The sequence below is a fragment of the Micromonospora sp. WMMD1219 genome (assembly GCF_049315215.1).
In the GTDB taxonomy this organism is placed as follows: domain Bacteria; phylum Actinomycetota; class Actinomycetes; order Mycobacteriales; family Micromonosporaceae; genus Micromonospora; species Micromonospora tulbaghiae.
Genome location: NZ_CP186057.1, coordinates 5,674,944 through 5,690,870 on the forward strand (window position 1 = coordinate 5,674,944; position 15,927 = coordinate 5,690,870).

Annotated in this window: 21 protein-coding genes; 15 read left to right on the top strand and 6 right to left on the bottom strand. The window is 74.4% G+C overall.

Annotated elements, in window-relative coordinates; genetic code table 11:
- Positions 1-70 precede the first annotated feature (70 nt).
- The 11 genes from ACN27C_RS26475 to ACN27C_RS26525 all read left to right on the top strand — a co-directional run bounded on the left by ACN27C_RS26475 (position 71) and on the right by ACN27C_RS26525 (position 8,526).
- A complete protein-coding gene (locus tag ACN27C_RS26475; protein ID WP_358173243.1) occupies positions 71-655 on the top strand; it encodes a rhodanese-like domain-containing protein in 585 nt (194 codons plus the stop codon).
- The gene (locus ACN27C_RS26480; RefSeq protein ID WP_252448916.1) at positions 652-1,548 is read left to right on the top strand and encodes a sulfite exporter TauE/SafE family protein; all 897 of its coding nucleotides are present in this window, start codon (positions 652-654) and stop codon (positions 1,546-1,548) included. Before ACN27C_RS26475 ends, ACN27C_RS26480 begins: the two co-directional genes overlap by 4 nt.
- Positions 1,487-2,095, top strand: a complete 609-nt coding sequence (locus ACN27C_RS26485) for a class I SAM-dependent methyltransferase (RefSeq protein ID WP_358193223.1) — start codon at positions 1,487-1,489, stop codon at positions 2,093-2,095. The genes ACN27C_RS26480 and ACN27C_RS26485 overlap by 62 nt, the downstream gene beginning before the upstream one ends.
- 81 nt (positions 2,096-2,176) lie before the next feature.
- Positions 2,177-2,887 (top strand): spermidine synthase, encoded by a 711-nt coding sequence (locus ACN27C_RS26490; RefSeq protein WP_091427232.1) that lies wholly within the window; start codon positions 2,177-2,179, stop codon positions 2,885-2,887.
- 72 nt (positions 2,888-2,959) lie between these two features.
- Positions 2,960-3,139: a hypothetical protein gene (locus ACN27C_RS26495; RefSeq protein WP_252448914.1), complete on the top strand. Its 180-nt coding sequence runs from the start codon at positions 2,960-2,962 to the stop codon at positions 3,137-3,139.
- Between the two features lie 101 nt (positions 3,140-3,240).
- Positions 3,241-4,920 carry a long-chain-fatty-acid--CoA ligase gene (locus tag ACN27C_RS26500; protein WP_121683961.1) on the top strand — a complete coding sequence of 560 codons (1,680 nt, stop codon included), beginning with the start codon at positions 3,241-3,243 and terminating at the stop codon, positions 4,918-4,920.
- Between the two features lie 46 nt (positions 4,921-4,966).
- Positions 4,967-5,185: a hypothetical protein gene (locus ACN27C_RS26505; RefSeq protein WP_013477083.1), complete on the top strand. Its 219-nt coding sequence runs from the start codon at positions 4,967-4,969 to the stop codon at positions 5,183-5,185.
- A gap of 86 nt (positions 5,186-5,271) precedes the next feature.
- A complete protein-coding gene (locus tag ACN27C_RS26510; protein WP_422748847.1) occupies positions 5,272-6,363 on the top strand; it encodes a winged helix DNA-binding domain-containing protein in 1,092 nt (363 codons plus the stop codon).
- A 40-nt stretch (positions 6,364-6,403) separates the two neighbouring features.
- The gene (locus tag ACN27C_RS26515) at positions 6,404-6,958 is read left to right on the top strand and encodes an AAA family ATPase (RefSeq protein ID WP_422748849.1); all 555 of its coding nucleotides are present in this window, start codon (positions 6,404-6,406) and stop codon (positions 6,956-6,958) included.
- Complete coding sequence (locus ACN27C_RS26520) at positions 6,955-7,725, top strand: maleylpyruvate isomerase N-terminal domain-containing protein (RefSeq protein ID WP_422748851.1); 771 nt, start codon at positions 6,955-6,957, stop codon at positions 7,723-7,725. The genes ACN27C_RS26515 and ACN27C_RS26520 overlap by 4 nt, the downstream gene beginning before the upstream one ends.
- A gap of 33 nt (positions 7,726-7,758) precedes the next feature.
- Positions 7,759-8,526 (top strand): class I SAM-dependent methyltransferase, encoded by a 768-nt coding sequence (locus tag ACN27C_RS26525; protein WP_422748853.1) that lies wholly within the window; start codon positions 7,759-7,761, stop codon positions 8,524-8,526.
- Here ACN27C_RS26525 and ACN27C_RS26530 read toward each other — a convergent pair whose 3' ends face one another.
- Positions 8,527-9,453: a LysR family transcriptional regulator gene (locus ACN27C_RS26530; RefSeq protein WP_422748855.1), complete on the bottom strand. Its 927-nt coding sequence runs from the start codon at positions 9,451-9,453 to the stop codon at positions 8,527-8,529.
- Between the two features lie 114 nt (positions 9,454-9,567).
- Here ACN27C_RS26530 and ACN27C_RS26535 point away from each other — a divergent pair, with 114 nt between their 5' ends.
- Positions 9,568-10,806 (top strand): MFS transporter, encoded by a 1,239-nt coding sequence (locus ACN27C_RS26535; protein WP_422748857.1) that lies wholly within the window; start codon positions 9,568-9,570, stop codon positions 10,804-10,806.
- A gap of 17 nt (positions 10,807-10,823) precedes the next feature.
- On the opposite strand, the gene ACN27C_RS26540 is transcribed toward ACN27C_RS26535, so the two are convergent.
- From ACN27C_RS26540 to ACN27C_RS26550, 3 genes are all read right to left on the bottom strand, one after another.
- On the bottom strand, positions 10,824-11,468 hold the full coding sequence (locus ACN27C_RS26540; RefSeq protein WP_121683966.1) for an alpha/beta fold hydrolase: 645 nt from the start codon (positions 11,466-11,468) through the stop codon (positions 10,824-10,826).
- A gap of 39 nt (positions 11,469-11,507) precedes the next feature.
- Positions 11,508-11,792, bottom strand: a complete 285-nt coding sequence (locus ACN27C_RS26545; protein ID WP_205776169.1) for a hypothetical protein — start codon at positions 11,790-11,792, stop codon at positions 11,508-11,510.
- Between the two features lie 83 nt (positions 11,793-11,875).
- On the bottom strand, positions 11,876-12,457 hold the full coding sequence (locus tag ACN27C_RS26550) for a carboxymuconolactone decarboxylase family protein (protein WP_422748860.1): 582 nt from the start codon (positions 12,455-12,457) through the stop codon (positions 11,876-11,878).
- A gap of 62 nt (positions 12,458-12,519) precedes the next feature.
- Here ACN27C_RS26550 and ACN27C_RS26555 point away from each other — a divergent pair, with 62 nt between their 5' ends.
- Positions 12,520-13,176 (top strand): HAD family hydrolase, encoded by a 657-nt coding sequence (locus tag ACN27C_RS26555; protein WP_421500593.1) that lies wholly within the window; start codon positions 12,520-12,522, stop codon positions 13,174-13,176.
- Here ACN27C_RS26555 and ACN27C_RS26560 read toward each other — a convergent pair whose 3' ends face one another.
- The gene (locus ACN27C_RS26560; protein ID WP_422748862.1) at positions 13,177-13,830 is read right to left on the bottom strand and encodes an NAD(P)-dependent oxidoreductase; all 654 of its coding nucleotides are present in this window, start codon (positions 13,828-13,830) and stop codon (positions 13,177-13,179) included. It lies immediately after the preceding gene.
- 61 nt (positions 13,831-13,891) lie between these two features.
- On the opposite strand from ACN27C_RS26560, the gene ACN27C_RS26565 reads away from it, so the two are divergent.
- Together ACN27C_RS26565 and ACN27C_RS26570 are read left to right on the top strand one after the other, a co-directional pair.
- A complete protein-coding gene (locus ACN27C_RS26565) occupies positions 13,892-14,281 on the top strand; it encodes a winged helix-turn-helix transcriptional regulator (RefSeq protein ID WP_244933364.1) in 390 nt (129 codons plus the stop codon).
- A gap of 10 nt (positions 14,282-14,291) precedes the next feature.
- Entirely contained in the window at positions 14,292-14,897 is a 606-nt protein-coding gene (locus tag ACN27C_RS26570; RefSeq protein ID WP_120570234.1) for a YdeI/OmpD-associated family protein, read from the top strand.
- A 41-nt stretch (positions 14,898-14,938) separates the two neighbouring features.
- Here the strand turns inward: ACN27C_RS26570 and ACN27C_RS26575 are convergent, their stop codons facing one another.
- The gene (locus ACN27C_RS26575; protein ID WP_422748865.1) at positions 14,939-15,814 is read right to left on the bottom strand and encodes an alpha/beta fold hydrolase; all 876 of its coding nucleotides are present in this window, start codon (positions 15,812-15,814) and stop codon (positions 14,939-14,941) included.
- Positions 15,815-15,927: the final 113 nt, after the last annotated feature.

Here is a 15,927-nt window from a genome sequence, read left to right on the forward strand (position 1 = left end):
CGGCCGGCGTGTCCCCACGCCGGCCGGCGCCGGACCCTGCCCGAAAACACCCGCTGAAGGAGACCGAAGCATGACCACGACCACCCCCACCACCATCGACGCGGCGACCCTGCGCGAGCTGATCGCCGCCGGCCGTACGCCCCGGATGCTCGACGTGCGCACGCCCGGTGAGTTCGAGGCGGCGCACATCCCCGGCGCGTACAACGTGCCGCTGGACCTGCTCCGGGAGCACCGCGCGGAGCTGCGCGGCCACCTGGACGAGGACGTGGTGCTGATCTGCCGCTCCGGCGTCCGGGCGAGCCAGGCCGGTCAGGCGCTCGGCACCGTCGGGCTGCCCAACGTGAAGGTGCTCGACGGCGGCATGCTGGCCTGGCAGGCCACGAACGCCCCGGTCAACCAGGGCCGGGCCCGCTGGGACCTGGAGCGCCAGGTACGCCTCGTCGCCGGGTCGATCGTGCTCGCCGCCGTCGTCGGTTCGGTGTTCGTCCCCGGCCTGAAGTGGGTCGCCGCGTTCATCGGCGCGGGCCTCACGTTCGCCGCGCTCACCAACACCTGCGCCATGGGCATGCTGCTGAGCAAGCTGCCGTACAACCGCGGCGCGAGCTGCGACCTGGACACGATCGTGGGGCAGTTGCGCGACGGGAGCCGCAGGTGACGACGCTGGCGCTGACGCTGGCCGGCGCGGTGCTGATCGGTGTGACGCTGGGCCTGCTCGGCGGCGGCGGGTCGATCCTCGCCGTGCCGCTGCTGGTCTACGTGGCCGACCTGCCCGCCAAGGAGGCGATCGCCACCTCGCTGCTCGTCGTCGGCGTGACCAGCGCCGTCGCCGTGCTGCCGCACGCCCGGGCGAACCGGGTCCGCTGGCGCACCGGGCTCGTCTTCGGCGTGGCCGGCATGACCGGCGCGTACGCGGGCGGGCGGCTGGCCGAGTTCGTCCCGGCGGGCGTCCTGCTCACCGGGTTCGCTCTGATGATGCTCGCCACCGCGGTCGCGATGCTCCGGGGCCGCCGGTCCGCCGAGGGCCGGCCGGCGCCGTGCGAGCTGCCGGTGCTGCGGGTGATCGTCGACGGTGTGGTGGTCGGCCTGGTCACCGGTCTGGTCGGCGCGGGCGGCGGCTTCCTGGTCGTACCCGCTCTGGCCCTGCTGGGCGGGTTGCCGATGCCGGTCGCGGTCGGCACCTCGCTGGTGGTCATCGCGATGAAGTCGTTCGCCGGTCTGGCCGGCTACCTGTCCAGCGTGCAAATCCACTGGGGGCTGGCCGCCGGGGTCACCGCCGCCGCCGTCGTCGGCAGCCTGCTCGGTGGCCGGCTCGCCGGGCGAATCCCGGCCGACCTGCTGCGCCGGGGGTTCGGCTGGTTCGTCGTGGTGATGGGCGTGTTCGTGCTCGCGCAGCAGTTGCCGCCGGTCTGGGGACTCGCCGTGGGAGCGCTTGCCGTGGCCGGTACGGTCACCTTGGCGGTGTGGGGCCGCCGAAGGAGGGAACACAGTGGACAGCAGCGCCTGGGACAGCCGGTACGCCGACACGCCCGGACTGGTGTGGAGCGCTGAGCCCAACCGTTTCGTGGTCGAGTCGGTCGCGGGGCTGACTCCCGGGTCAGCGTTGGACATCGCCGCGGGCGAGGGCCGCAACGCGGTCTGGCTGGCCGGTCAGGGCTGGCGGGTGAACGCGGTGGACTTCTCCGCGGTGGCCGTGGACCGGGGGCGGGAGTTGGCGGCCGCGCGGGGCGTGACGGTCGACTGGCGGGTGGCGGACGTGACCGCGTACCGGCCGGTGCCGAACAGCTACGACCTGGTGCTGATCAGCTACCTGCACCTGACCGCGCCGGAGTTCGCCGGGGTGCTCGCCGCGGCGAAGTCCGCGTTGCGCCCCGGCGGCACGCTCGTGGTGGTGGGCCACGATCTGGCCAACCTCTCCGGCGGCATCGGCGGCCCGCAGGACCCGGACGTGCTGCTCACGCCGGAGTCGGTGGTCGACGGGCTGGCCGGGCTGCGTGTGCAGCGGGCCGAGACGGCCCGCCGGCCGGTGCCGGCCACCGACGGCGGCACCGTCGACGCGCTGGACACCGTCGTGGTGGCCACCCGCCCCGCCGACTGACCGCCGTCCGCCGCCGTTCCGCCGGGCCGGGCCGGGACCGGCCGGTAGCATCCGGGGACGGATCGGCGGAGAGGACACCGGGTGGGCGCGCGTTTCGAGGAACTGGCCTGGCGTGAGACGCCGATCGGCGAGATCAGCCTGCGGCGGCGCCGTGACCCGGCGCTGGACGCCGAGGTGTACGAGGTGAAGCTCGACGACGAGTACCTCATGTCCAGCGCCTTCCCGGTCGCGGAGATCGAACTGGCGCGGCTCGGGCTGGCCCCGCTGACCGGGGACGCGCTGGACGTGGTGGTCGGCGGGCTCGGCCTCGGCTACACCGCGCGTACCGCGCTGGAGGATCCGCGGGTGCGGTCGCTGGTGGTGGTCGAGGCGATCGAGGACGTGATCGACTGGCACCGCCGGGACCTGCTGCCGTTCGCCGCCGGTCTGGCCACCGATCCGCGTACCCGGTTCGTCCGGGCGGACTTCTTCGCCGCGGTCGCCGGCGGCGGCCTCGACCCCGACGAGCCCGGGCGCCGCTTCCACGCGGTGCTGCTGGACGTGGACCACTCCCCCCGCCAGGTGCTGCACCCAAGCCACGCCCCGTTCTACACGGTCGACGGGCTGCGCCGGCTGGCCGCGCTGCTGCACCCGGAGGGCGTCTTCGCGCTGTGGTCGAACGACCCGCCCGACACGGCGTTCCAGCGCACGCTGACCGAGGTGTTCCCGACCTCGGTGGCGCACGTCGTCCGGTTCCCGAACCCGTTGCAGGGCCGGGAGGCGGCGAACACCGTGTACGTGGCCCGGCACTGATCCACCCGGCGGCGCATGCCCGCACGAGCAGCGGGAAAGCGCACGGCCCACCGTACGACGGGAGGCTGGGACATGCGCGCGTTGCTCTGGGTGGTCGGCGTGGTCGCCGGTGTGCTCATCCTGCTCGGGCTGCTGCTGGAGGCGGTCCGCTGGCTCGTCATCATCGGCGTGATCGCGCTCGCCGCGGTGATCATCTTCGCGATCGTGAAGGGTCGACGGGTGGTGCAACAGCATTCGACCCGCCGACGCTGACCTGCGGAGAGTGTGACCCACCCGGCAACCTACGTAAGCGTAGGTTACCGGGCGGTCAAGTTAGGCTGGGGGCGTCATCCGCGCGACGAGGAGTAACGGCGATGGACGCGACCGCCCAGCGACCCTGGACCCGCAGCTATGCACCCGGCGTACCGGCCGAGATCGCCGAGCCGGACGGCTCACTCGTCGACCTGCTCACCGAGGCGGCCGGGCGGTTCGGTCCCCGGGTCGCGCTCGACTTCTACGGCGCCACCACCACGTTCACCGAGCTGGCCGACCAGGTGGCCCGCGCCGCCGAGGCGCTGCGGCGGCTCGGCGTCGGCCCGGGTGACCGGGTGGCTCTGGTGCTGCCGAACTGCCCGCAGCACGTGGTCGCGTTCTACGCCGTGCTGCGCCTCGGCGCGGTGGTCGTCGAGCACAACCCGCTCTACACCGCCGACGAGCTGGACCGGCAGCTCACCGACCACGGTGCGACGGTCGCGATCGCGTGGGACAAGGTCGCGCCGCTGGTGGCGGGACGCGGCGCCGTGCGTACCGTGGTGGCGGTCGACCTGACCGCGGCGCTGCCGCGGCTCAAGCGGTGGGCGCTGCGGGTGCCGCTGCCGAAGGTCCGCGCCGCCCGGGCCGCGATGACCGCCCCCGCGCCCGGCGCCCTGGCCTGGTCGGACCTGGTCGCCGCCGCCGGGCCGCTGCCCGCCGGCCATCCCGCGCCGGAGGCCGGGGACGTGGCGCTGCTCCAGTACACCGGTGGCACCACCGGCGAGCCCAAGGGCGCGGTGCTGACCCATCGCAACCTGCGCGCCAACGCCGCGCAGGGCCGGGCCTGGGTGCCGGGCCTGCGCGACGGCGCGGAGACGGTGTACGCGGTGCTGCCGCTGTTCCACGCCTACGGGCTGACGCTCTGCCTCACCTTCGCCGTGAGCATCGGGGCCACGCTGGTGCTGTTCCCCCGCTTCGACGCCGACCAGGTGCTCGACGCGGTCCGCCGCCGCCCGCCGACGTTCCTGCCGGCGGTGCCGCCGGTCTACGCGAAGCTGGCCACCGTCGCCCGGGAACGCGGCGTCGACCTCACCTCCATCCGGTACGCGCTGTCCGGCGCGATGTCGCTGCCACCGGCCACTGTGGAGCTGTGGGAGCAGGTGACCGGCGGCCTGCTGGTCGAGGGGTACGGGATGACCGAGACGTCCCCGATCACAGTGGGCAACCCGGTCGCGCCGACCCGCCGCCCCGGCACCGTGGGCGTGCCGTTCCCCTCCACCGACGTGCGCATCGTCGACCCGGAGGACCCGAGCCGCGACCGCGCGCCCGGCGAGGCCGGCGAGCTGCTGGTGCGCGGCCCGCAGGTGTTCTCCGGCTACTGGCACCGGCCCGAGGAGACCGCCAAGGTGCTGCTGCCGGGCGGCTGGATGCGTACCGGCGACATCGTCACCATGGACGCCGACGGCTTCGTGACGGTGGTGGACCGGATCAAGGAGCTGATCATCACCGGCGGCTTCAACGTCTACCCGTCCGAGGTGGAGGAGGCGCTGCGCCGCGTCCCCGGCGTACGCGAGGCCGCCGCCGTGGGGATGCCCACCGACGACGGTGAGGAGGTCGTCGCCGCGGTGGTGGTCGACCCGGCGGTGGCCGGCACGCCGGAGGCGATCCGGACCTCGTGCCGCACCCACCTGGCCGGGTACAAGGTGCCGCGCCGCGTCGTGATCGTCGACGAGCTGCCGTACTCCCAGATCGGGAAGATCCTGCGCCGCGAGGTCCGCGAACGGCTGCTCGCCGCCCGCTGACGGGCCGCCCGTTTGCCGCCCTGGCGGCAGGGGTAGACGAGCATCCATGGTGGACTCACGGGGCAAGTCAGTCGGTCGTTACGTCATGCGTCTGGTCGGGGGTGTGGCCGTCATCTTCGGCCTGCTCGGCATCTTCGGCACGCTCGCCGAGGGCAACCTGTTCGGAATCGTGTTCAGCCTCATTCTCATCGGCGGCGGGGTGTTCCTGCTCAAGCGCTCCGGCCCGGACCGGCGGACGGACTCCGCGCCGCGCGCCGCCCGCTGACGGCACCCGGCGCCACGCCGGCCCGCGCGCTGCGCCGGACGTGTCGGTGCGCCGGACGTGTCGGTGCCGGCGCCTACGCTGTGGCGATGGTCGACAGACGTCAGGTCATGGCCTTCCGCGTGCGCGCCCAGCAGCTCGACCGGGCCGAGGGCTCGCTGGCCGGCACCGCCGTGCTCGACATCGGCGTGCAGGACACCGGCCCCGACGGCGGCCGGTGGGCGCTCGCCGCGCGCGGTGTCGACGTGGCTCCGCTGACCGGCGACGACCTGGTCCTGCTCTGGACCGTACGCGGCGCCCCGCACCTCTACCGCCGTGCCGACGTGGGCGCGGTGGCCGCCGCGGTCGAGCCGTTCTCCGACGCCGACGCGGGCAAGCGCATCTACGACGCGGCGAAGCCGTTGAAGGCGGCCGGCATCGGCATCGTCGCCGCGCTCGACGAGGTGGCCGCGCGGATGCGGGAGATCGTCCGCACGCCGACGGTCAAGGGTGAGGTCTCCGGGCGGCTCGCCGAGGTGATGCCGGAGCCCTACCTGCGGTTCTGCCGGCCGTGCAACGCGACCCACCTCTACGAGATGCCGTTCCGGCTGGCCGCCGTGCGCGCCGGCCTGGAGCTGCGGCTCGACACGTCGCCGCCGGTCCTGGAACGCATCCCCCGGTTCCGTCCGGCCGCCGCTCCCGGCGACCGGTTCGACCTCGTCCGCGCCTACCTGCGGCTGCTCGGCCCGGCCACCCCGAAGCACGTGGCCGACTACCTCGACGCCCCGGTCAAGGAGGTCAAGGCCCGCTGGCCGCGCGACACGGTCGAGGTGAGCGTCGACGGTGAGACGCGCTGGCTGCTCGCCGCCGACGAGGCCGCGCTGGCGTCGGCCGAGACCACGACGACGCGCCTGCTCGGCCCGTTCGACCTGTTCCTCCAGGCGAAGGACCGGGCGACGCTGGTGCCGGACGCGACCCGCGTCAAGGAGCTGTGGCCGGTACTGGGCCGCCCCGGCGCGGTGCTGGCCGACGGGGAGCTGGCCGGCACGTGGCGGCCCCGCAAGTCCGGCCGGACCTTCACCGTCGCCGTTCAGCAGTGGCGCAAGCTCACCGGCAGCGCACGCGACGCGGTGGTGGCGGAGGCCGAGCGCCTCGCCGCGTACCGGGGCGTGCCGCTGGCCGGCGTCGACTTCGCCGCCTGACGGGGACGTCGGACCCGCCGGGCGATGGCATCATGATCGCGTGATCGTCTGGATCAACGGTGCGTTCGGTGTCGGCAAGACGACCACCGCGCGGCTGCTCACGAACGCGCTGCCGGACGCGCGGCTGTTCGACCCGGAGTTCCTCGGCTCGATGCTCACCGCGTTCGTCGCCTCCCCCACCGGAGACTTCCAGGATCTGCCGCTGTGGCGTCACCTCGTCGTGCAGACGGTCACCGGGCTGGACCGGCACCACGCGGGCGTCTGGATCGTGCCGATGAGCCTGCTCGACCCGGCGTACCGCGCGGAGATCCTCGGCGGCATCCGCACCGCAGGCGTCGACGTCCGGGAGGTCGTGCTCACGGTCCCCGAGGACCGGTTGCGGGCCCGCATCGACGCCGACCAGGTCGAGGTCGGCGCGCGCGCCTGGCGGCACGACCACGTCGACCGCGCACTGGCCACGTTCGCGTCGGTGACCGACGCCCGTCTGATCGACGCCTCCGCCCCGGCCGAGCAGGTGGCCGACGCCGTCGCCGCGCACGTGCGCGCCGAAACTCGCTGTCGGGCTTCCGGGCACGGTGGTAGACAGCCGGGGTGACCGAACCCCTGACGTTTACCGATCGACTGCGGCTGATCGACGACCGGGCGGCCGCGTTCCGGGACGCGGTCGCCGCCGCGCCGGACCTCGACGCGCCGGTGCCGACCTGCCCCGAGTGGACGCTGTTCGACCTGGCCCGGCACATCGGCGAGGGACGCCGCTCGTGGGCGGCCACAGTCGCGGCCGGACCGGAAGCGTCCGGACGGGCAGCGCCGGACGGGCCGGGCGCGCCCCGGGAGCGCACAGCGCTGCGGGACTGGCTGGCCGAGTCCACCGAGCGGTTGCTGGTCGCGCTGCGCGACGCCGGACCCGATCGGGGCTGCTGGACGTGGTGGGACACGTCGCAGTCGCCGCAGAACTGCGGCGCCGTCGCCCGGCATCAGCTCCAGGAGGTCGCGGTACACACCTATGACGCGCAGCTCACCGTGGGCGCACCGCAGCCGGTGCCGGTCGAGGTGGCCCTCGACGGCGTGGAGGACTTCCTGTCCACCTGCTGCGCGACCACTGTGCCGTGGCCGTACGAGCCTGCCGTCCTCGACTACCACGTCACCGAGGGCGGATGGTGGCGCGTGCGGCTCTCCCCCGCCGGCGTACGGGTCACCCGCCTGCCCGCCGGAGCCGATGCGGGCCCGGCCGACACCGTCGCCAGTTCCAGCGCCGGTGATCTGGTCCTGGCCTTCTACGGCCGGATACCGCTGGACGCGCTCACCATCGAGGGCGACCGGCGCGTACTCGACCGGATCGCGGCGTGGGACCCGGACGCGTAGGGACGACGGGCTGATCGTGGGAGGATGGCCGGCATGCCGGGTCGTGCGTTGAGCTTCGGAGCGGCCGCGCAGGCGTACGAGCGGTTCCGGCCCGGCTATCCCGAGGAACTGGCCGACCTGGTGCTGGCGTACGCGGGCCGGCCCGTCCGGACCGCCCTGGAGATCGGCGCCGGGACCGGCAAGGCCACCCGGCTGTTCGCCCGGCGCGGCATCGCGGTCACCGCCACCGACCCGGACGCCGCGATGCTCGCCGAGCTGCGCCGGCACGTGCCCGCGGACGTCCGGGTCCGGCAGGCCGCGTTCGAGCAGTTGCGCGCCGGCGAGCGGCACGACCTGGTGTACGCGGCGGCGGCGCTGCACTGGACCGACCCGGACCGCCGGTGGGAGCGGGTCGCCGGGCTGCTCACGCCCGGTGGCGTGTTCGCCTCGTTCGGCGGCCCGCTGCGGCTGGCCGACCCGGCGCTGCGCGACGCGGTTGCCACGGCCCGCGCCGAGTTTCTCGCCGACGACGAGATCCCGTCGCCGGACGGCACGCCGCCGGCGGTCGTCATGCAGTGGCCCGGCACCGAGCTGCGCGCGTCCGAGTGGTTCGCCGACGTGCGCCAGTCGGAGATCGAGCGGCGGATCACGATCAGCGCCGACGACTACGTCGGTCTCCTGTCGACCGTCTCGGCCTATCTCGAACTGCCGCCGCACGTACGCGAGCAGGTGTTCCGTCGCGTCCGGGACGTCCTGCCCGGCATTGTCGAGGTCACCGCCGACGTCACGGTCCACCTGGCGCGGCGGACGTCGCAGCCCTGATCATCCGGCCCACGAGGGCCGCCAGACCGGCCCGGTCAGCGCCGGGAGGCCCGCGAAGTGGCGGATCACCGGCCGCAGCCCCGGGTGCGGGCCGGTCCGGGGCAGCATGAGGTTGATCGGGTACGCGAGCACCGGACCCGCGATCGGGATGCGGCGCAGGTCGTGGCCGCCGGGCCAGAGGTAGCGGTCCAGCGCGCCGACGAGCGTCGCCGCGTCCGCCGAGTCCGCGAGCGTGTCGAGGAGCACCTCGGTGCCGAAGTTCGGCCCGGTCGCGTCCACCCACAGGTCGAAGGCGTCGGCGAGCTGCTCGTAGAACTCGGCCCACTCGCTGCCCGGCACGATGCCCGGCACCCGGAGCCGGTGTCCGCGCAGCTGGGAGGGCGTGAGCGTGCGCGCGGACGCGAGCGGATGCCGGGGCCCGGCGAGCAGTTGCAGCGGCGAGTCGAAGGCGCGGACCATCCGTACCTCGGGCGGCAACGCGGCCGGGTCGGTGACGGTGCGGAACGCGGCGTCCACGTCGCCGGCCCGGACCGCGGCGGCGACCTGCCGTGGGTCGTCGACCCGCAGCGTCACCACGTCCAGGTCGACGCCCGGGTGCGAGCGCCAGTAGTCGTGCAGCAGGACGGCCTGCGCGCTGCGCAGGCCGAGCACGTCGATGCGCGGCGCCCGCGCGCCGGGCCGGACCGCGGCGACCGCGCGGTCCGCGCCCGCGACGACGCCCCGGGCGTGCGGGAGGAACGCCCGGCCGTCGCCTGTCAGCTCGACCCCCCGGGGTGTACGGGTGAACAGGCGCACTCCCAGCTCCCGCTCCAGCGCGGCGATCCGCTTCGACACGGCCTGCTGGGTGACGCCCAGCTCGTCGGCGGCGTGCCGGAACTGCCCGAGTTCGGCCGCCCGCACGAACGACCGCACCGCCTCGCTGTCCACCGGCCCACAGTAGGCGGGTCCAGCCGATGGTTGTGGCGCGCCGGGCGGCGGTTGTTTGCTGCGGCACCCGCGTGGCCGGTCTGATGCGCGGGGCATCGGCGACGGGGGCGGGGCGTGCGGAGACGGGGATCGGATTTCGGGTGGCTGTGGTCGGCCTACGCGGTGAGCACGTACGGCACCTGGCTGGCGTTCGGCGCGTTTCCGCTGATCGCGGTGCGGGTGCTGGATTCGTCGGCGTTCGCGGTGTCGCTCCTGGAGGCGGCCGGGCTCGCCGTGGCGGCGGTGCTGGCGGTCCCGCTGGGCCCGTGGGTGGCGTACCGGTCCAAGCTGCCGGTGATGGTCGCGACGGATCTGGTCCGGTTCGCGGCGCTGGCGAGCGTGCCGGCCGCGTACGCGCTCGGGGTGTTGTCCTACGGCCAGTTGCTCGTCGTCGCGGTGGTCTGCGGGACGGCCGGCATCACGTTCACCGCCGCGTCCGGGGCATACCTGAAGAGCCTGGTCCGCGGTGACGGGCTGCTGGCGGCGAACGGGCGGTTCGAGGCGACGAGCTGGGCCGCGACGGCGGCCGGGCCGCCGCTCGGGGGCGCGCTCGTCGGGTTGCTCGGCCCGGTCGTCACCATCACCGCCGACGCCGTGAGCCACCTGCTGTCGGCGCTCGCGGTACGGCGGATCCGGGCCGGCGACACGGCGGCGCCCCGCGTCCCGGCGGGCGGCTCGCGGGCCGCCGACCTGGGCGCGGGCTGGCGGTTCGTGCGCCGCGACCCGGTGCTGTGGCGGCTGTTCCTCAACTCGGTGCTGGTCGGCGGCCTGATCATGGCGACCGCGCCGTTGCTGGCGGTGCTCCTGCTGGGTGAGTACCGGGTGGCGGCCTGGCAGTACGGGCTGGTCTTCGGCGTCTCCGCGCTCGGCGGCGTGCTCGGCGCACGCCTGAGCCCGCGCCTGGTGCGGCGGTACGGGCGGCAGCGGGTGATGACGGTGTCCGGCTGGCTGCGGTCGATCGTTCCGCTCGGTCTCGCGTTCACCCACCCGGGGACCACCGGACTGCTGACCGTGATCGCCGTCGAGTCGGTGCTCATCACGTGCATGGGCGTGTTCAACCCGATCTACGCGACCGAGCGCCTGCGCCGGACCCCGCAGGCGCACACCGCGCAGGTCCTGACCGCGTGGAGCGTCACCGGCCGGCTCACCCAGGCCGCGTTGATGACCGTGTGGGGCGTCCTCGCCACCGTCGTCGGCCCGCTCGCCGCGATCACCGTGTCCGGGGTGCTGCTGCTCGCCACGCCGCTGCTGCTGCCGGCGCGCCGGCACACACGCGACCCGGAGCCCGCACGCCCGGCCGCTGCGGTCTCCTGAACCCGGCGGCCGGACGGTCAGGCCGACAGGTAGGCGGTCAGCCGGTCGGCGAGCGGGCCGGGGCGACTGAGCGCCACCGAATGGCCGCCGTCGATCTCGTCCGGAACCACGCCGAGCCGGTCGGCGGCCACCCGGCGTTGGAAGTCGGCGGGGAAGAACTGGTCGTCGCGGCCGATGAGCACCCTCGTCGGCACGGCCGGCCAGGTGGCCAGCGGCCACGGCTCGTCCCACTCCGCGCTGACCTGCTCCCGGCCGTGCGACGGCGCCTCGGCGACGATCCCGGCCGGCACGCCGTTGTAGAACTGCTGCTCCTCGCTGACCCCTTCCGGCTCGCGGTAGCCGGTGTTGCCCCACCACTCCCCCGGCTTCTCACCGGGCCGCGGGATCATCGGGGTGAGCAGGACCAGCAGCCGCACCGGCAGCCGGTCGGCGACCAGCGGTGCGGTGAACGCGCCGTACGAGTGCCCGACCACCACGAGGTCGTCGCGGTCGCCGGCGGCGTCGACCACCGTCCGGCGGAACTCGGCGAACCCCGCCGAACGGTCCCCGATCGGCAGCTCCGGCACCACCGTGTCGTGACCCCGGGCGGCCAGCTCGGGGACCAGCAGATGCCAGTCCCACGCGCTGCCCCCGCCACCGTGGATGAGCACGAACGTCGTCATGCCCGGACCCTTTCACACCGGTACGACATGCCGTGGCCGTCAGTGCGGATACGCCCGCGGGATCCGGGTGGCCCGCAGTTCGTCGCGGAACGCCTCGATGCGGGTGACGACCTGACGCCGCCCGATCGTGTTCTCGATCCGGTCGAGGTAGAGGCAGCGGGCGGCGAGCCGGGGCAGGTCGACGGAGAAGTGTGCCAGCGCCAGCGGCAGGCCGGCGTACACGTCGAAGCCGCCACCGGCGCCGGCGATCAGGACGTCGCGCGCCGGGGCCAGGGCGGCGAACAACGGCGGAACGGCCAAGGTGTACGCGGCGGTGTCGGTCACCAGATGATGATCTCCGGTCGCGTGGCGGACCGCTGCCCGTGGCCGCCCGGTCGAGGCGCGGCCCGGGGCCGGGATCCGCTCGTTCAGACCGGGCGGCCGAAGGTGACCGCCTCCCGGACGAGCCGCGGCGCCTTCTCCGCCAGTTGCGCGTCCGGTCGCGCGCCGAGCGCATCGTTCACTGTGGAGAAGGCCAGCCGGAACGCGACGAGCGTGGTCGCCTCGAAGATCTCCCGGTCGCTCAGGCCGGCGTCGCGCAGGCGCTGCGTGTCGGCCTCGATGGTGGCGTTCGGGTCCGTAACGACCCGGCGGGACCAGTCGGCGAGCGCCGTCTCCCGCTCGGACAGGTCCGCCTCAGTGCCGCGCAGCACCGCCGCGGCGGTCGTCTCGTCGCTCATCCCGGCCAGCCGCGCGCCCCAGGCCAGCGCGCAGTACGAGTCGCCCCGGGCGGCGGCCGTGGCGGCGACCAGCACCGCGACCTCCCGCGAGGACAGCGTGGACTCGGGCAGCAACTCGGTGCGCGTGTTCTGGAACGACATCAGCACGTCCGGGCGCCAGCACCAGACGCGGGTGAGGTTGTTGACGTAGCCGTCGGCGGCGAGGTCGTCCTCGTACGCGGCTTTCGCCGCCGGGCTCTGCGGCGGTTCGGGGAGGAAGGCGGGATTCATGCGGGCAGTCTGCGCCACCCGGGCGCCCCCCACTGGCTGATCAACGACAGTACGATCCGCTGATGATCCGGGCGGTCTTCTTCGACGTGGGCGGGACGATCCTCGACGAGACGCGCGAGTTCGCGACCTGGGCGGACTGGCTGGGCGTTCCACGACACACGTTCTCCGCCGTCTTCGGCGCCGTGATCGCCCGTGGCCTGGACTACGAGGAGGTGTTCCGGGCGTTCCGGCCCGGCTTCGATCTCACCGCCGAACTCGCGCGCCGGGTCGCGGCCGGCGACCCGGAGTCGTTCGGCGCCGACGATCTCTACCCGGACGCGCGGGCGTGCCTGGCCGCCCTGCGGGAGCAGGGACTGCGCGTCGGCCTGGCCGGCAACCAGCCGGAGCACGCCGAGGCGACGCTGCGGGCACTGGACCTGCCGGTGGACGTGATCGGCACGTCGGCGGCCTGGGGCGTGGCGAAACCGGCGCCGGAGTTCTTCGCCCGGGTCGTCCGCGAGGGCGGCGGCGACGCGTCGGCGATCCTGTACGTCGGTGACCGGCCGGACAACGACGCCGCCCCGGCGATGGCCGCCGGCATGGCGGCGTGCCTGATCCGGCGCGGCCCGTGGGGCCACATCCTCGACATGCCGGACGTGGCCGGCCGGTGCCTGTTCCGCATCGACTCGCTGGACGAGCTGCCGGACCTGGTGGCGAGGCACAACGGCGCGGGCGGCTAGCTAGCCGAACACGGAGACCCGGGTGCGGTGGTGGCGCGGCGACTCGATCTCGTCGACCACCGCGACCGCCAGATCGGCGTACGACAGGTGCGCCGACTCCGGGGCCTGCTCGCCGCCGAGCCGGTACCGGCCGGTGCGAGCGCCGTCCACGTCCAGCGCGGCGGGCGGGGTGAGCACGAGCCAGTCGACTGTGGTCTCCGCCGCGTGGAGCCGATCCAGGCCGGCGGCGTGACTGAGCGCGAACGGCCGCAGCTCGGCGGGCAGGGCGGCCGGGTCGTCGCAGAGGGGCCGGCCGTGCGCGTCGGTGAGCGTGGCGAACAGGCCGATCGCCACGAGCCGCGGCACACCTGAGCGGGCCAGGCCGTGCAGGAGCGCGTCGGCCGCCCGGACGAAGAACTCCGGATCGGGGCCTGCCGCGGCGAGCGCCTCCGGCCCGGAGGCCGGGCTGACCGCGTGGACGACGGCGTCGTGCCCGTACCCGATCGAGGCGACCGCCTCCGGGTCGGTGACGTCGCCGCGTACCGCCGCGGTGAGGTCGGGATGGCGGCCGGGGTCGCGGACGACGGCTGTGACGCGGTGGCCGCGGCGGTGGGCCTCGGCGGTGACGGCGCGGCCGGCCCGGCCGCCCGCGCCGAAGACGGCGATGCTGGTCATGGCGCGACGCTAGAGCGCCGGGTGCCGGTTACCGCAACGGTACCGGCGTTACGCTCGGGCGGTGACGCCGCTCGATCCGGACATGTTCGATCCCGCCTGTCCGTCGCGGACGATGCCGTTGCAGATCGGCGACAAGTGGACCGCGATGGTGGTGCTGTGCCTGGAGCACGGGCCGCGCCGGTTCACCGAGCTGCGGGTGCCACTGCGCACGATCACGCCGAAGGTGCTGGCCGAGACGTTGCGGGCGATGGAACGCGACGGGCTGGTCACACGCACGGCCTACGACGAGAACCCGCCGCGCGTGGAGTACGCGCTGACGCCGCTGGGCCGCAGCCTGCTGACGCTCGTCGCGGCCGCCCGCTCGTGGAGCGAGCAGCACCTGGACGAGTTGCTGGCGGCCCGCCAGTCGCACGAGCGGCAGGCCGGCGCGGATGTCGTACCCCCGGCATAGCCTGCGAGTCATGGGAACCGCCGAGCTGGACGAGCTGATCGTGCCCGACGCGGACGCGCTGCGCGCGTGGCTGTCCGCCAACCACGACACGTCGCCGGGTGTCTGGCTGGCGCTGGGCCGCAAGGGCGGCACGATCACCACGCTGACCTGGCAGCAGGCGGTCGACGAGGCACTGTGCTTCGGCTGGATCGACGGGCAGGGCCGCAAGCGCGACCACGAGAGCTCCTGGATCCGGTACACCCCGCGCCGGGCGCGCAGCTCCTGGTCGCAGCGCAACGTCGCGCACGTGGCCCGGCTGGAGTCGGAGGGGCGGATGACGCCCGCGGGCCGGGCCGCGGTGGAGGCGGCGAAGGCGGACGGCCGGTGGGCGGCGGCCTACGCGCCGCCGTCGGAGGCCGAGGTGCCCGCCGACCTGCTCGCCGCCGTCGCTGCCGAGCCCGCCGCCCAGGCCATGTTCGACGTCCTGACCAGCGCCAACAGGTTCTCGCTCATTCACCGGCTCAACGCGGTCAAGCGCGCCGAGACCCGGCAGCGCAAGATCGGGGAGTTCGTCGCCATGCTGGCCCGGCACGAGACGATCCACCCGCAGAAGGCGAAGCCGCCGACCGCGCCGTGACGTCAGGTCGTACGGCAGCTCCAGGTCGGCGGCTGCCCGGCTCACGAGTTGTCCCGCACGAACGCGCGCATGAGCGCGGCGCACTCGGCCGCGTGGGTCTCCAGCAGCAGGTGGCCGCCGTCGTAGATGTGCGCGTCCATCCGGTCGAGCGCGCGGTGGTACGCGAGCACCTCGTCCACGTCGAAGTACGCGTCGTGCCGGCCCCACAGCACGAGCGCCGGCGGCTGGTGGGCGCTGTGGTACGCGGCGATCTCGCCGAACCGGGCGACGTGGTTCGCGTAGTCGGTGAACAGCGCGAACTGCGCCTCGACGTTGCCGGGCCGGGTCATCCGCGCCCAGTCCAGGTGCCACGCCTCGGGCGCCTGCAACCGGCGTACGTGATCGGGCAGCCCGGCGAGGTACTGGTCCCGGGTGCCGGCGAAGGTCAGCCAGTCCGGCAGCGCGGCGCGGGTGGCCTCGCCCGGGTCCGCCCAGTACGCCCGCGCGGTGTCCCACTGCGCGCCGAGCCCGTCGGCGTGCGCGTTGCCGCTCTGCACGACGAGGCCGCGGATCCGTTCCGGGGCGCGGGTGGCCAGGTGGTACCCGACCGGCGCGCCGAAGTCGTGCAGGTAGACGAAGAAGCGGTTCACGTCGAGCCGGCCGAGGAGCCGCTCGACCGTCCACGACAGGTTCTCGAACGTGTAGTCGTACTCGGCGACGGTGGGCGACGAGGACATCCCGAAGCCGGGCAGGTCGGGCGCGAGCACGTACGCGACCTCGGCGAGGGCGGGCATGACCTCGCGGAACGTGTGCGACGAGCTGGGAAATCCGTGCAGCAGCAGCACCGCCGGGTCGCCGGGGCGTCCGGCCTCGCGGAGGAACACCTCCAGGCCGTCGACGTCGGCGTGCCGGTGGCGGATCTTCTGACTGGCGCGCATCACCTCATCCTGGCTGCCCGGGCGTGCCCGTACGGCCGATTCCGGCAGTCGCGACGACCGACGGGGGGTGGCCTGGGCGTACGCTCGAACGAGCCGGCGGTGGGAGGTCGTCC

Coding starts and splice junctions, on each gene's coding strand:
- ACN27C_RS26475 (WP_358173243.1), top strand. CDS start 71: ATGACCACGACCACCCCCACCACCATCGACGCGGCGACCCTGCGCGAG.
- ACN27C_RS26495 (WP_252448914.1), top strand. CDS start 2,960: ATGCGCGCGTTGCTCTGGGTGGTCGGCGTGGTCGCCGGTGTGCTCATC.
- ACN27C_RS26500 (WP_121683961.1), top strand. CDS start 3,241: ATGGACGCGACCGCCCAGCGACCCTGGACCCGCAGCTATGCACCCGGC.
- ACN27C_RS26505 (WP_013477083.1), top strand. CDS start 4,967: ATGGTGGACTCACGGGGCAAGTCAGTCGGTCGTTACGTCATGCGTCTG.
- ACN27C_RS26510 (WP_422748847.1), top strand. CDS start 5,272: ATGGTCGACAGACGTCAGGTCATGGCCTTCCGCGTGCGCGCCCAGCAG.
- ACN27C_RS26525 (WP_422748853.1), top strand. CDS start 7,759: ATGCCGGGTCGTGCGTTGAGCTTCGGAGCGGCCGCGCAGGCGTACGAG.
- ACN27C_RS26540 (WP_121683966.1), bottom strand. CDS start 11,468: ATGACGACGTTCGTGCTCATCCACGGTGGCGGGGGCAGCGCGTGGGAC.
- ACN27C_RS26550 (WP_422748860.1), bottom strand. CDS start 12,457: ATGAATCCCGCCTTCCTCCCCGAACCGCCGCAGAGCCCGGCGGCGAAA.
- ACN27C_RS26555 (WP_421500593.1), top strand. CDS start 12,520: ATGATCCGGGCGGTCTTCTTCGACGTGGGCGGGACGATCCTCGACGAG.
- ACN27C_RS26560 (WP_422748862.1), bottom strand. CDS start 13,830: ATGACCAGCATCGCCGTCTTCGGCGCGGGCGGCCGGGCCGGCCGCGCC.
- ACN27C_RS26570 (WP_120570234.1), top strand. CDS start 14,292: ATGGGAACCGCCGAGCTGGACGAGCTGATCGTGCCCGACGCGGACGCG.
- ACN27C_RS26575 (WP_422748865.1), bottom strand. CDS start 15,814: ATGCGCGCCAGTCAGAAGATCCGCCACCGGCACGCCGACGTCGACGGC.